Annotated in this window: 12 protein-coding genes; 2 read left to right on the forward strand and 10 right to left on the reverse strand. The window is 75.0% G+C overall.

What is annotated here, in order from left to right:
- The 8 genes from VF468_20105 to VF468_20140 all read right to left on the reverse strand — a co-directional run bounded on the left by VF468_20105 (nucleotide 1) and on the right by VF468_20140 (nucleotide 7396).
- Nucleotides 1-1047, reverse strand: coding sequence for an alpha/beta hydrolase-fold protein (locus tag VF468_20105; GenBank protein HEX5880593.1), 1047 nt, complete (start codon nucleotides 1045-1047; stop codon nucleotides 1-3).
- Nucleotides 1048-1062: 15 nt separating this feature from the next.
- A complete protein-coding gene (gene hemB / locus VF468_20110; GenBank protein ID HEX5880594.1) occupies nucleotides 1063-2070 on the reverse strand; it encodes a porphobilinogen synthase in 1008 nt (335 codons plus the stop codon).
- 487 nt (nucleotides 2071-2557) lie between these two features.
- Complete coding sequence (locus tag VF468_20115; protein ID HEX5880595.1) at nucleotides 2558-3370, reverse strand: uroporphyrinogen-III synthase; 813 nt, start codon at nucleotides 3368-3370, stop codon at nucleotides 2558-2560.
- Nucleotides 3367-4428, reverse strand: a complete 1062-nt coding sequence (hemC, locus tag VF468_20120; GenBank protein HEX5880596.1) for a hydroxymethylbilane synthase — start codon at nucleotides 4426-4428, stop codon at nucleotides 3367-3369. The genes VF468_20115 and hemC overlap by 4 nt, the downstream gene beginning before the upstream one ends.
- Nucleotides 4418-5698 carry a glutamyl-tRNA reductase gene (locus VF468_20125; GenBank protein HEX5880597.1) on the reverse strand — a complete coding sequence of 427 codons (1281 nt, stop codon included), beginning with the start codon at nucleotides 5696-5698 and terminating at the stop codon, nucleotides 4418-4420. Before VF468_20125 ends, hemC begins: the two co-directional genes overlap by 11 nt.
- Nucleotides 5699-5703: 5 nt before the next feature.
- Entirely contained in the window at nucleotides 5704-6465 is a 762-nt protein-coding gene (locus VF468_20130) for a redox-sensing transcriptional repressor Rex (GenBank protein HEX5880598.1), read from the reverse strand.
- Nucleotides 6462-6710 (reverse strand): glutaredoxin family protein, encoded by a 249-nt coding sequence (locus VF468_20135; protein HEX5880599.1) that lies wholly within the window; start codon nucleotides 6708-6710, stop codon nucleotides 6462-6464. The genes VF468_20130 and VF468_20135 overlap by 4 nt, the downstream gene beginning before the upstream one ends.
- Nucleotides 6707-7396 (reverse strand): hypothetical protein, encoded by a 690-nt coding sequence (locus VF468_20140; GenBank protein HEX5880600.1) that lies wholly within the window; start codon nucleotides 7394-7396, stop codon nucleotides 6707-6709. The genes VF468_20135 and VF468_20140 overlap by 4 nt, the downstream gene beginning before the upstream one ends.
- 148 nt (nucleotides 7397-7544) lie before the next feature.
- Here VF468_20140 and VF468_20145 point away from each other — a divergent pair, with 148 nt between their 5' ends.
- On the forward strand, nucleotides 7545-8402 hold the full coding sequence (locus VF468_20145; GenBank protein HEX5880601.1) for a sugar phosphate isomerase/epimerase: 858 nt from the start codon (nucleotides 7545-7547) through the stop codon (nucleotides 8400-8402).
- A 175-nt stretch (nucleotides 8403-8577) separates the two neighbouring features.
- Nucleotides 8578-10056 carry a hypothetical protein gene (locus VF468_20150; GenBank protein ID HEX5880602.1) on the forward strand — a complete coding sequence of 493 codons (1479 nt, stop codon included), beginning with the start codon at nucleotides 8578-8580 and terminating at the stop codon, nucleotides 10054-10056.
- A gap of 19 nt (nucleotides 10057-10075) precedes the next feature.
- Here VF468_20150 and VF468_20155 read toward each other — a convergent pair whose 3' ends face one another.
- The gene (locus VF468_20155; protein HEX5880603.1) at nucleotides 10076-11131 is read right to left on the reverse strand and encodes a glycerophosphodiester phosphodiesterase; all 1056 of its coding nucleotides are present in this window, start codon (nucleotides 11129-11131) and stop codon (nucleotides 10076-10078) included.
- 150 nt (nucleotides 11132-11281) lie between these two features.
- Nucleotides 11282-12115, reverse strand: a complete 834-nt coding sequence (locus tag VF468_20160) for a lysophospholipid acyltransferase family protein (GenBank protein ID HEX5880604.1) — start codon at nucleotides 12113-12115, stop codon at nucleotides 11282-11284.
- Between the last annotated feature and the right edge of the window lie 191 nt (nucleotides 12116-12306).

Here is a 12306-nt window from a genome sequence, read left to right on the forward strand (position 1 = left end):
TCAGCTCCCCAGCCGGTCGGCCAGGAAGGCCAGGCCCTTCGGGTAGCGGTACTCGATGGCGGCGTGGGTGGCGTCGAACAGCTCGAAGACGTGGTCGACCCCGAGGGCGTCCAGCTCGGCCGAGAAGGCGGCCGCGCCAAGGTCGAGCCAGTACTCGTCGCGGCGGCCGGCGTCCAGGTAGACGCCGCGCAGGGAGCGGAGCTCGGCGGCGTGGCCGGCGGCCATGCGGACCGGGTCCAGGGCCAGCCAGCGGGCCCACACCTCGTCACGGAGCCGGCCGGTGGCCGGGTCGAAGGGGAGGGTCACGGTGCCGTCGGGCTCGGCCGAGTAGCAGGCGGCCATGGCCCACATGTTCATCAGGGCGCCGTCGTCCTCCTTGGAGAACGCCGGCCGTCCGGCGAAGTCGGCGAAGAACCGCTCGTAGGAGCCGCCGTAGGAATCGCGCAGGGCCCGGGCCGCGTGCGAGATGTCCGGCAGGTAGCAGTGCTCGAACAGGGCATCGCCGGCGTGGCTGGCCAGGGCGCCGAACACGTCGGGGCGGAGCATCGGCGTCACCATCGCCCCGTAGCCGCCGCTCGACTTGCCGGCGATGCCGCGGTGCTCGCGGGCCGGGAGGGTCGGGTAGCGCTCGTCCACGAACGCCACCACCTCGTCGCACAGGTAGTCGAGGTAGCGGCCGGTACCCGGCGAGTTGAGGAACTGGCTGCCGCCCAGCGAGGTCCAGCAGTCGACGAATACGATCACCGCCGGCGGCGGGACCGCGTCCGTGCCGGTCCCAGGGCCCGGGCCCGCGAACAGCTCGTCGACCAGCTCGGGCACGGTGGGGCGCAGGGCGCTGCGGTTCCACCACATGTCGACCTGGCCGGTGTAGCCCTGGATCACGTAGATGCTGGGGTAGCGACGGCCCGGGTCGTCGCCGGCGCCGGGGGGCAGGTACACCCAGAGCGGCCGCTCGGCCGGGTCGCCGAGCGGGTTGCCCTCCAGCACCCGGCTCCGGACGGTCTGCTGCTCGAACCGTCCCCGTGGTTCGACCCGCCAGGGTTTCACGTGGAACACCCAGGCCTAGAGGTGCGGCGCTGCGTCGCGGGCGAAGTAGGTGACGACCAGGTCGGCCCCGGCCCGCCGGATGCTGGTCAGCACCTCCAGCATGACCCGCTCGCCGTCGACCCAGCCGCGCTCGGCGGCCGCCTTGACCATCGCGTACTCGCCGGACACGTGGTAGGCGGCGGTGGGCAGCCCGAAGGCCTGCTTGACCCGCCAGAGCACGTCCAGGTAGGCGAGGGCCGGCTTGACCATGACCATGTCGGCGCCCTCGGCGACGTCGAGGGCGACCTCGCGCAGGGCCTCGTCGCCATTGGCCGGGTCCATCTGGTAGCCGCTGCGGTCGCCGAACCGGGGCGCGCCCTCGGCCGCCTCCCGGAACGGGCCGTACAGCCCGGAGGCGTACTTGGCCGCATAGGCCAGGATCGGGGTGTCGGCGAACCCGGCCCCGTCGAGGGCGGAGCGGATCGCGGCCACCTGCCCGTCCATCATGCCGCTGGGCGCGATCACCGTCGCCCCCGCTTCGGCCTGGGCGACGGCGATGCGCCGGTACAGCTCCAGGGTCGGGTCGTTGGCCACCACCGGCCCTTCGCCCATGGCACCCGGGTTCGCCGGGCCCAGGGCGCCGCAGTGCCCGTGGTCGGTGTACTCGCACAGGCACAGGTCGGCGATCAGGGCGACGTCCCCGCCCAGGTCGGCGCGGAGGGCCCGCAGGGCCCGCTGGATGATCCCCTCGGGCGCCCACGCCTGGGACCCCTCGGCGTCCTTGGTCGCCGGGATCCCGAACAGCAGCAGGGCGGGGATGCCGAGCCCGGCCAGCTCGGCCGCCTCCTTGCGCAGGCTGTCCAGGCTGTGCTGGGCATACCCGGGCATCGAGGCGATCGGCACCGGCTCGCCGATCCCCTCCTTGACGAACAGCGGCGCCACCAGGTCGCGACGCGACAGGTCGTGCTCGCGCACCAGCTCCCGCAGCACCCGGCTCCCGCGCAGCCGCCGCGGCCGGCTCACCGGAAACGGCGCAGGTTCCATCTGGTCTCCTCGTTCCGTCTGGTCGGACCTACCCTACTCCGCCCCGGCGTGCCAGGTTGACTGAGCCGGGACGGGACCGGGTTGCTGGGGGGGCGGGGCGTTGTTCGGGCCCCTGCGCTCGCCTGGCACGGTTGGCCGGGGCCTTGGGCCCCTTGCCCGGCACCGTGATCCGGCCTTGAACCCGATGCGCTCCGACCCGACGCGCTCCCCGACCATGGTCGGGCCTTTCTCCCCGAACGGGGACGCCCTTCAACGACCCGGCCCGGCACTCAGTCCCCCGGGGGGGAGCGTAGCCGAGCCGGGTCGGAGTATGCGGTCGGCCATCCACAACCCCGGCCACCGTGACAGGCGAGCGCATGGGGCCCGAGATCCGAGCACCGTGCCAGGCGGACCTTGGAGTTGCGCGCTCAGGGCCAAGCCCCCCCGGGCGAGCCGGAGCATGCTGGACCACCCCTGACCCGCCTGGCACCGCCGTGGCCGAGATGGGTCAGGGGGTGACCGCGCGCTCGATGGCGGCGACCAGGCCGGGGATGGTGTGTTCGGTGGCGGTGGCGGCGACCCGGATGCCGGCGGCGCGGGCGGTGTCGGCGGTGACCGGGCCGATGGCGGCCACGCGGATCCCGGGCGGGGGTGGGCCGCCGTAGCCCCGGAGGAAGCCTTCGACGGTCGAGGAGGCGGTGAAGGCGACCCAGTCGACCTCGCCGGCGTCGAGGCGGCGGCGGGCCGCGGGGTCGAGGGTGCCGACCGGGACGGTGTGGTAGGCGACCACTTCCGTGGTCCGCCAGCCCTTGTCGCGGAGGACGACAGCCAGCCCGGGGTTGGCCAGGTCGGCCCTGGCCAGCAGGACGTCGCCCGAGCCGGGCGGAACCATCCGGCCGGAGGCCGCGGTGGTCGCCCCCGGACCCGGGGGGAACGATTGGGCGAGGGCGGCGGTGGTGGCGACCTCGGGGACCAGGTCGGGCTCGACGCCCCAGTGGCGCAGGGCCGTCTCGGTCGCGGGGCCGACGGCGGCCACGCGGGCCTTGGCGAGCGCGGCCGGGTCCTGGCCGAGCGCGTCGAACCGGGCGCGGAGGGCGGCCACGCCGTTGACGCTGGTCAGCACGACCCAGTCGAAGTGGCCGGCGGCCAGGGCCTCGACCGCCTGGTCGAGGGCGGCGGTGGAGGCGACCGGGCGGATCTCGATCGTCGGCACCTCGAGCGGCTCGGCGCCACGGGCCCGCAGCAGGGCCGAGAAGTCGCTCGCCTGGTCCCGGGCCCGGGGCACGAGCACGGTCAGCCCGGCCAGCGGCCGCGCCGTCAACGCCGGCTGTCCTCGACCAGGGCGCGGACCTCGGGGCCGCAGGCGTCGAGGAGGCGGTCGGCCAGGGTGCGGCCGAGGCCCTCGGGGTCGTCGGCGGGGCCGCGCAGGCGCTCGCGGACCAGGCCCTTGCCGTCAAGGGCGGAGAGGAACCCCTGGATCTCCAGGGGACCGGCGTCGCTCGGGCGCAGCAGGGCGCCCGCCGGGAGCGTGCAGGACCCCCCGAGGCGCTGGAGGAACGAGCGCTCGGCCCGCAGGGCGACCCGCGACGGGCGGTGGGTGAGGGCGCTGAGCAGGCCGAGGGCGTGGGTGTCGTCCTCGCGGGCCTCGACGGCCAGGGTGCCCTGGCCGGGGGCTGGCGTGAAGGTCTCCGGGTCGAGCGGGACGGCCGCGTCCCCGCGCCCGACCGAGGGCTCCCCGCCCGAGGTCGAGGCCGGCCCGACCGGGAGCTCCGTGGCCGGGGGGAAGGCAGCGGCCAGGCCGAGGCGGCGCAGGCCGGCGGCGGCCAGGACGACCGCGTCCAGCTCGCCGGCGTGGACCCGGCGGACCCGGCTGTCGACGTTGCCGCGGATCGGCACCAGCTCCAGGTCGGGCCGGAGCCAGTGCAGCAGGGCGACCCGGCGGGGGCTGCCGGTCCCGACCCTGGCCCCGGGGGCCAGGTCGTCGAGCCCGCCGAGGCGGTACCGGCCGACGAGCACGTCGCGCGGGTCGTCGCGCGGCGGCACGGCGGCCAGGACCAGGCCGGGGACCTGGGCGGCGGGCAGGTCCTTGGCCGAGTGCACGGCCAGGTCGGCCCGGCCGTCCAGCACCGCCGCCTGCACGGCCGCGGTGAAGATGCCCTTGCCGCCGAGCGCGGCCGCCGGGACGTCGCGGCGCCGGTCGCCCTCGGTGACCACCGTGACCAGCTCGACCCGCAGCTCCGGCCAGGCCGCCCGCAGCCCGTCGACCACCAGCCGGCTCTGGGCGAGGGCGAGCGCGCTCCCCCGCGTGGCCAGCCGCAGGGCCCTGTCCGGCCCGGGCCCGCCGCCTGGCCGCTCGAGCCCCGGACCGTCAGCGCTCATCGTCGCCCGCGCGGAGGTCGAGGCCGTAGAGCTCGCGCAGGGCGGCGACGTAGAGGTCGCCGTCGGGACGCGCGGCCAGGGACTTGCCCCGGACCATCGGGTCGTGGAGCAGCTTGTTGACCAGGCCCCGGGTCACCGCCTCGACCGCGGCCCGCTGCTGGGCGTCCAGGCCGGCCAGCCTGGCCGACGCCTTGGCCAGCTCCCCCTGGCGGACCTGCTCGGCCCTGGCCCGCAGGGCGCGGATGGTCGGGGCCAGCCGGGCCTCGCGCTGGCCGCCCATGAAGGCGGCCGTCTCCTGGCCGATCAGCGCCCGTACCCGCTCGACCTCACGGCGCGGCCCCTCGTCGGTCTCGAGCACGGCCCGGAGCGCGTCCAGGTCGGCCAGCACCACCCCGGGCAGCTCCCGGACCCCGGGCTCGACGTCCCTTGGCACGCCGAGATCCAGGACGACCAAGGGGCGATCACGGCCGGTCACGGCCGCGTCCACCGTGTCCGCGGTGACCGTCGGGACGGTCCCGGCGGTGGCCGCGACCACCAGGTCGGCCGCGGCCAGCTCGCCGGCGATCGCGTCCAGGGGCACGGCCCGGCCGCCGAGGGCACGGGCCAGGGCGGTCCCGGTGGCCATGGTGCGGTTGGCCACCACCAGCTCGCCGGCCCCGGCCTCACGCAGCGCCCGGCCGGCCAGGCGGGCCAGGCCACCCGCCCCGACCAGCAGGACCCGGCACCCGGCGAGCCCGTCGAGCCGCCCGGCGGCCACCCGCAGCCCGACCGTCACCGTCGACACCAGCCCGGCGCCGATGCCGGTCTCGTTGCGGGCCCGACGGCCGACCTTGATCGCGCGCGTGAACAGGGCCGACAGCACCGGCCCGGCCGACCGCTCGGCCTGGGCGGCCTGGAACGCCTCCCGGACCTGGCCGAGGATCTGGGCCTCCCCGACCACCATCGAGTCGACCCCGGCGGCCACCGCGAACAGGTGCTGGACGGCCCGCTCCTCGTAGTAGTCGTAGAGGTGGTCGGTGAGCTCCCCCAGGCCGAGACCGTTGAAGTCGGCCAGGAACCGCCTGACCTCCGCGGCGGCCCCGTGGAAGCGGCTGATGGCCACATAGACCTCGACCCGGTTGCAGGTGGAGACGACCACCGCCTCATGGACGTGCTCCAGGTCGAGCAGGCTGGCCAGGGCCTTGGGCCGGCGCTCGGCGTCGATGGCCAGGCGCTCCAGCAGCTCCAGCGGCGCGCTGCGGTAGTTGGCCCCGACGACGAAGACGGGCACGGCGGCTAGTCCCGAGCCTCTGGCACCGGGCCGGCGTCGAGGCGCCGGTTCCTGGCCGCGACCTCGCGGACGAGGTCCACGGCGGCCCGGCGCTGCTCGTGGAAGGAGAGGATCTGCAGCTCGGTGGAGAGGTCGACCTTGCGCAGCGAGACCCCGGCCGGCACCTGGAGGTGGGCGGGGGCGAAGTTCAGGATCGAGGTGACCCCGGCCGCGACCAGCCGGTCGCAGACCTCCTGGGCGGCGGGGGCCGGAGTGGCGATGATGCCGATCGCCACCTGCTCCTCCTTCACCACGCGGTCCAGGTCGTCGATGTGGTCGACGGTCAGCTCGCCGAGCTGCTCGCCGACCTTGGCGCCATCGGCGTCCAGCAGGGCGGCGATGCGGAACCCGCGCTCGGCGAAGCCCCGGTAGTTTGCCAGGGCGTGGCCGAGGTTGCCGACTCCGACGATCGCCACCGCCCAGTCCTGCTCCAGGCCGAGCTCGCGGCGGACCTGGTAGATGAGGTACTCGACGTCGTAGCCGACGCCCCGGGTGCCGTAGGAGCCGAGGTAGGACAGGTCCTTGCGGACCTTGGCCGAGTTCACCCCGGCGGCGTCGGCGAGCTGGTCGGAGGAGACGCGGTGGGTCCCCCGCTCCGACATGTCGACCAGGCAGCGGAGGTAGACGGGCAGGCGGGCGACGGTCGCCTCCGGAATTCGGTCTCGCACGGACTCCCACCCCCGTCGCTGATTCCCTTCGAGTCTAGGCCCTCGTGATCGTGTTCTCAATCGGCGCCAACCTGGCCCAGGTGGGCCCGCAGCAGGTCCGCCGGCACCTCGTACTCGAACAGGTCCCGGCCGTCCACGGCCACCACCGGGACCCGCACCCCGTAGCGGCGGACCAGCTCGGGGTCGCGGTCGATGTCGACCAGCTCCAGGTGGAACGGGATGACCGCCTGCTCGCCGCGCAGGACCTGCTCCGCCTCCTCGCACAGGTGGCAGCCGAGCCTGGTGTAGAGGGTGACCTCGATCATCGGCCGGTGGGGAGGACCGGCCGGGCCGGCGCCGAGGCCCGGCGGAACCCGAGGTACATCACGCTGGCCCCGAGGGCCAGGCCGAGGGCCAGCTTGTCGCTGGAGGCCAAGAAGGCGAACACCCCGCCGCCGGCGGCCAGCAGCACGCCCAGCGCGATGAGGAGATTTCCTTCGAACCGGGGGCGCAGGTCGCGGCGGGAGCGGAGCGCCAGGCCGCTGGCCACCGCCCCGCCGACCACGATCAGGGTGCCGACGGTGTTGCCGAGCACGGCCAGGACCCGGACGGCCACCGGCAGGAACTCCTTGCCCTCGGGCAGGACCCGCCCGGCCAGGTCGGCCGGGGCCACCCTGGCCAGGGCGACCAGGACCACGCTGAGCACGGTGAAGGCGGCCAGGCCGGCGAGGTAGGCCCGGGCCACGGCCCGGCTGGCCAGCAGCTCGACGGTGCCGAGGGCCAGCCAGGGCACGTTCAGGATCGCCCCGAACAGGTAGTAGGCCTTGAACGACAGCGGCGTCCAGCCGGCCGCCACCCCGGCGGTCAGGGCCAGCGACGCCACCGCGAACATGGACAGGGCGATGCCCCAGGCGAGCTGGTGGGGGCGGCGCCGGGCGGCGTACTGGCGCAGGACCGCGGCGGCGAACGCAGCCGAGGCGGCCGCGGCGATACCGGGGAGCAGCCAGTGCATGGCCGCAGTCTAGCCCCGCCCGGCCGTGGCGGCCGGAATCTGGTTCAGCTGTCGCCGCAGGCGACTCCAATGCACTTTCCAGTAGCTTGGTAGCATCCGCCGCGCGCTTCCGCAGTACGCCCGGCTTGTCGTTCACGAGGAGCGATCGTTGGCTCAGCTTCCCCCGGTTCCTCCGGTCCCCGCGGTGCCCCCGGTGCTGGCCGCCACCGGGCCGTTCTTCATGTTCTCGCTCGAGGAGACCTTCGAGCTCATCGGCGAGGCCGGCTTCGACGGCGCCGAGCTGATGATCATGCAGGACAAGGTGAGCCAGGACCCGCACCGGCTGGGGGCGCTGGCCGCCCGCTACGGCGTGCCCGTCCCGGCCGTGCACGGGCCGTTCCTGGTCGCCACCTGGCTGGTGTTCGGGACCGACCCCAAGGGCAAGCTGGAGCGCTGCGTGCGCTTCGCCGAGGCGGCCAAGGTGTCCACGGTCGTGATCCACCCGCCCTACCGCTGGCAGACCCAGTACGCCGCCTGGCTGGACGAGGCCATCCCGCGCATCCGTGAGGAGACCGGGATCACGGTCGCGGTCGAGAACATGTTCCCGATCAACGTGAACGGCCGCAGCCTCCGCTTCTTCAGCGGCACCGCCCCCTCCGAGCTGGACCGCTGGCCGTCGCTGGTGCTGGACACCAGCCACCTGGCCGTCGTCGGCGGCGACCTGCTGGCCGCCTGGGACGACCTGGCCGACCGGGTGGCGCACCTGCACGTCTCCAACAACGACGGGCGCGGCCGCGACACCCACGGGCTGCTCGAGCGGGGGGTCCTGCCCATCGGCGAGTTCCTCCAGGAGGTCGGGGCCGGCGGGTTCGGCGGCGCCGTCACCCTCGAGCTCGACGTGCGCACCTGGGCCGACGACCGCCCGGCCCTGCTCGAGGTCCTCCGCGAGAACGTCGACATCGCCCGGACCCACCTGGCCAAGGGCGCGACCCGGCCGCGTGCTCGCGCGAGCACGCGGAACGGGTAGAATCCGCAGCCGCATGCGAACTGGGACCGCCGTTGTCGTGGCCGCCCTGCTCGTCGTGATCGTCCTCGCGGCCGCGGTGCAGCTCCTGCTCAGCCGCTGAAGGCCCCCCTTGGCATCAGGACCCGAACGTCCTCGGGACGTCCAGACGGCAGCCTGCCCGTGCCGGCACGGCGACGTGCCCGCCGAGATCGCGGGCCAGCGCCCCCTGCTCGAACGCGCCGCCGCCGGCGACCGCGAGGCGTTCGCCGAGCTCTACGACAGCCAGGTCGAGGGTGTCTACCGCTACCTCCTGGCCTGGACGGGAGACCGCCAGCAAGCCGCCGACCTGACCGCCCAGGTGTTCCGCACCGCCCTCGGCTGGCTCCCGACCGCCCACGATCGGGAGCTGGGCGCCTGGCTGACCGCCCTGGCCCGCGACGCCGTGGCCGAACGTCGAGGGTCGGGGGGGCCGCCCGGGGCGGCGGGGTCGGCCGGCGGGCCGGGGTCGGCGAGGGTGGCGAGGTTGGTGGGCTTTGCCGGGGCGGGGCCGGCTGGGGGGGATGGGTCCCGGGCCGGGGCCGGCGACGCCGTGGCGGCGCTGGCCCGGCTGGGCGACCCGGAGCGGGAGGTGGTGATCCTGCGCCTGCTCCTGGGCCACTCCCTGGCCCACACCGCGCACCTCTCCGGCCTCAGCCAGCGCGCCGTCCTGGAGCTCCAGCTGGCCGCCTGCCTCACCGTCCGGGAGCCGACCGGCGGAGCCAGCGCCGACCCCGACCCCGCGGCCCGAGCCGCGGCCTCCGCCGACGACTTCGAACGCCGCCTCGGCCGCTGGGAGGTCGACCTCGCCGGTGCCGACCCGTCTCTCGCCGACGCCCTGGCCGCGGCCGACTCGCTCCGCCAGGCCATCCCCGGCTACGTGGCCGCCCCCACCTCCGACCTGGTCGCCCGCCTCCGCCAGGACCTCCTGACCGCCGAAACGCCCGACGCCGCACTACGCCCGGCCCCTGGCCGGACCCGGAGCCCGGCGCTCCCGCCCGGCCCACCGGGCGGGCCGCCGCCACCAGCCCACCCGGCCTCAGCCAACGCGGAGGCGAGCCTCACCCACCCGGCCTCTGCCAACGCGGAGGCGAGCCTCACCCACGCGGCCTCTGCCAACGCGGCCTCTGCCAACGCGGAGGCGAGCTTCACCGACCCGGTCCCGGGCGCAGCCCCCCCGGGGGGGAGCGTCGCCGGGCCGGGCAACGGGGGCGCGCGGCTGTCCACAGGGCCCCTCGTGGGATCGCTGTTCCGGCGGCCGTGGGTGGCGACCGGGGTCGCCACGGCCGGGATCGTCCTGGTGCTCGCCCTGCAGGCGTTCGGCGAGCCGGGGCCGGCCCCGAGCCCGACCTCGACCACGGTGGCCGTCGCGGCCGGGGGGACCAGCCTCGGGACCCCGCTCACGACGGTGCTCGAGCCCAGCACCACGACCAGCTCGACCCGGCCCGCCCTGGTCCCGGCGACCTCCGCCCCGCGGGCCACCACGCCCCCCGCGCCGCCGACGACCCGCCCGGCGACCACGGCGCCGCAGACCACCAGCGCCCCCAGGCCCACCACGACCAGGGCCCCGACGACGACCGTCGCGACGACCACGACCGCCCCGGCGACGACCACGACGTCGGCCCCGGCCCCGACCTAGGCGCCGGCCGGTCGGCGCGTCAGCGACCGCTGAAGAACCGGTGGCGGCTGGCCACGGCGGTGTCGGGGTTGTCGGAGAACAGGCCGTCGACGCCGAGACGGAAGAACAGCCGGTACTCGGCCGGGGCGTCGCCGGTGGCCCGCAGGTAGATGGGGCTGGCCGGGTTGCCCTGGCGGAAGTCGAGGGGCAGGAAGCTGTTCTCGTTCCGGAAGGTGTAGGGGTGGACGAGCAGGCCGGCCTCGTGGGCGTCGTCGACCAGGCTGGTCGGCTCGAGCAGGTTCCCGGCCGCGTCGCGGGGGACGACCTGGTTCTTGCTCGGGCCGATGCCGTCGGCGTAGGTGGCGATCTCGGCCAGGCCCTCGGGGGTGGACAGGTCGGCGTAGGTGCGCGGGTCGCCGGCGGCGACCAGGTCGTAGGGCGCGCCGACGTCGCTGAGCAGCTGAACCAGCCGCACCCGGGTGCGGCGGTTCAGCTCCTTGAGGTTGCCGGTCTCGAACGACTGGATGAACACCTTGTCCTTGGGGCTGGTGTAGCCGTTGGCCCGCAGGGTGGCCAGCAGCGGCTCCTCGAGCGACAGGCCGATCGAGTCGAAGTAGGTCGGGTGCTTGGTCTCGGGGTAGATCCCGACCCCGGACCGCTTGGCCAGGTCGATGACCTCCTGGAGGGTCGGCACCTGGTAGAGGCCGTCGAAGACGGTGTTGTCGGGCCGCAGGTCGGGGATGCGCTCCTTGGCCCGCAAGGTGCGGAGCTCGGCCAGGGTGAAGTCCTCGGTGAACCAGCCGGTGAGGGCGACCCCGTCGATCGTCTTGGTGGCCCTGCGGTCGGCGAACTCGGGATGGTCGGCGACGTCGGTCGTGCCCGAGATCTCGTTCTCGTGCCTGGTCACCAGCACGCCGTCCTTGGTCGAGACCAGGTCGGGCTCGATGTAGTCGGCGCCCATGCCGATGGCGAGCCGGTAGGAGGCGAGGGTGTGCTCGGGCCGGTAGCCGCTCGCCCCGCGGTGGCCGATGACCAGCGGCAGGCGGCGCTCGCCGCCTCGGTCGACCCGCTCGTCGGCGACGGTCGCTCCGGCCATCTGGGTCAGGCCGAGCAGGAGCAGGGCGGCGGCCAGGAGCAGGGCCGTGGGGCGTCTGGCGATCGTGCGCATGGGGCCTCCCGGGAGATGGCGGCAGAGCACCTCACCGTAGTACCCCGATTGCCCCGATTTGGGAAGAGTGTGCGGTGATCAACCAAAGACGCCACCCCGCTCCAGCAGGTTCTTGTGGACGGCCTGCTGGATGGTGTCGCGGACCTGATCGGTCAGGTCGAACAGCACCATCGGGTCCAGCACCGCCTCGGACCCGAGATTGGCGGTCTCGATCGGGGGGCAGAACTCGATCAGCCATTTCGATGGCAGTGGGATCGCTCCGAGCGGGCCGAGGGCCGGGAAGGTCGGCGTCACCGGGAAGTAGGGGAACCCGAGGAGCCGGGCCACGCGGCGCAGGTTGGCCAGCATCGGGTAGATCTCCTCGCTGCCGACCACGGCCACGGGCACGATCGGGGAGCCGGTGCGCAGGGCGATCTCGACGAACCCGCCCCGGCCGAAGCGCTGGAGCTGGTAGCGCTCCCGGTAGGGCTTGCCGAGGCCCTTGTAGCCCTCGGGCCAGACGCCGACCAGCTCGCCCGACTCCAGCAGCCGGGTGGCGTCCTCGGCGCAGGCCAGGGTGTTGCCCGCCTTGCGGGCCAGGGGGGCGACCACCGGCAGGTCGAAGGCCAGGTCGGCGGCGAGCATGCGCAGCGACCGGTGGGCCGGGTGCTCGTCGAGCAGGGCCAGGGCGACCATCAGGGCGTCGAAGGGCAGGGTGCCGGCGTGGTTGCCGACGACCAGGGCCGGGCCGCTGTCCGGCACGTGCTCCAGGCCGCGCGTCTCCACCCGCCACCAATGCCGGTACAGAGGCCGCAGCAGCGGCGCCAGGACGTGCTCGACCAGGTCCGGGTCGTGGCCGAACTCGTCGACCTCGTACTCGCCGAGCAGCCGCCGCCCGAGGAACTCGAGCGCCTCCTCCGCCCACTCCAGCACCGGCGCGAACCGGTCCCGCCCCGGGTCGTCCGGGGAGCCGTCCCTTGGGGAGCCGTCGTCCGGCGGGCTGTAGGCGTCGCCGGGGGGGCTGTGGACAACGGCGGGACCAACTTTCTCGCCTGGGCTACGCTCCCCCTCCGGAGGGCCTGGCGCCGGAGGCCGAGGTTCCGGCGTGCCCGCCGCGCCTGAGA

The organism is Actinomycetota bacterium, from assembly GCA_036280995.1.
Taxonomy (GTDB): domain Bacteria; phylum Actinomycetota; class CALGFH01; order CALGFH01; family CALGFH01; genus CALGFH01.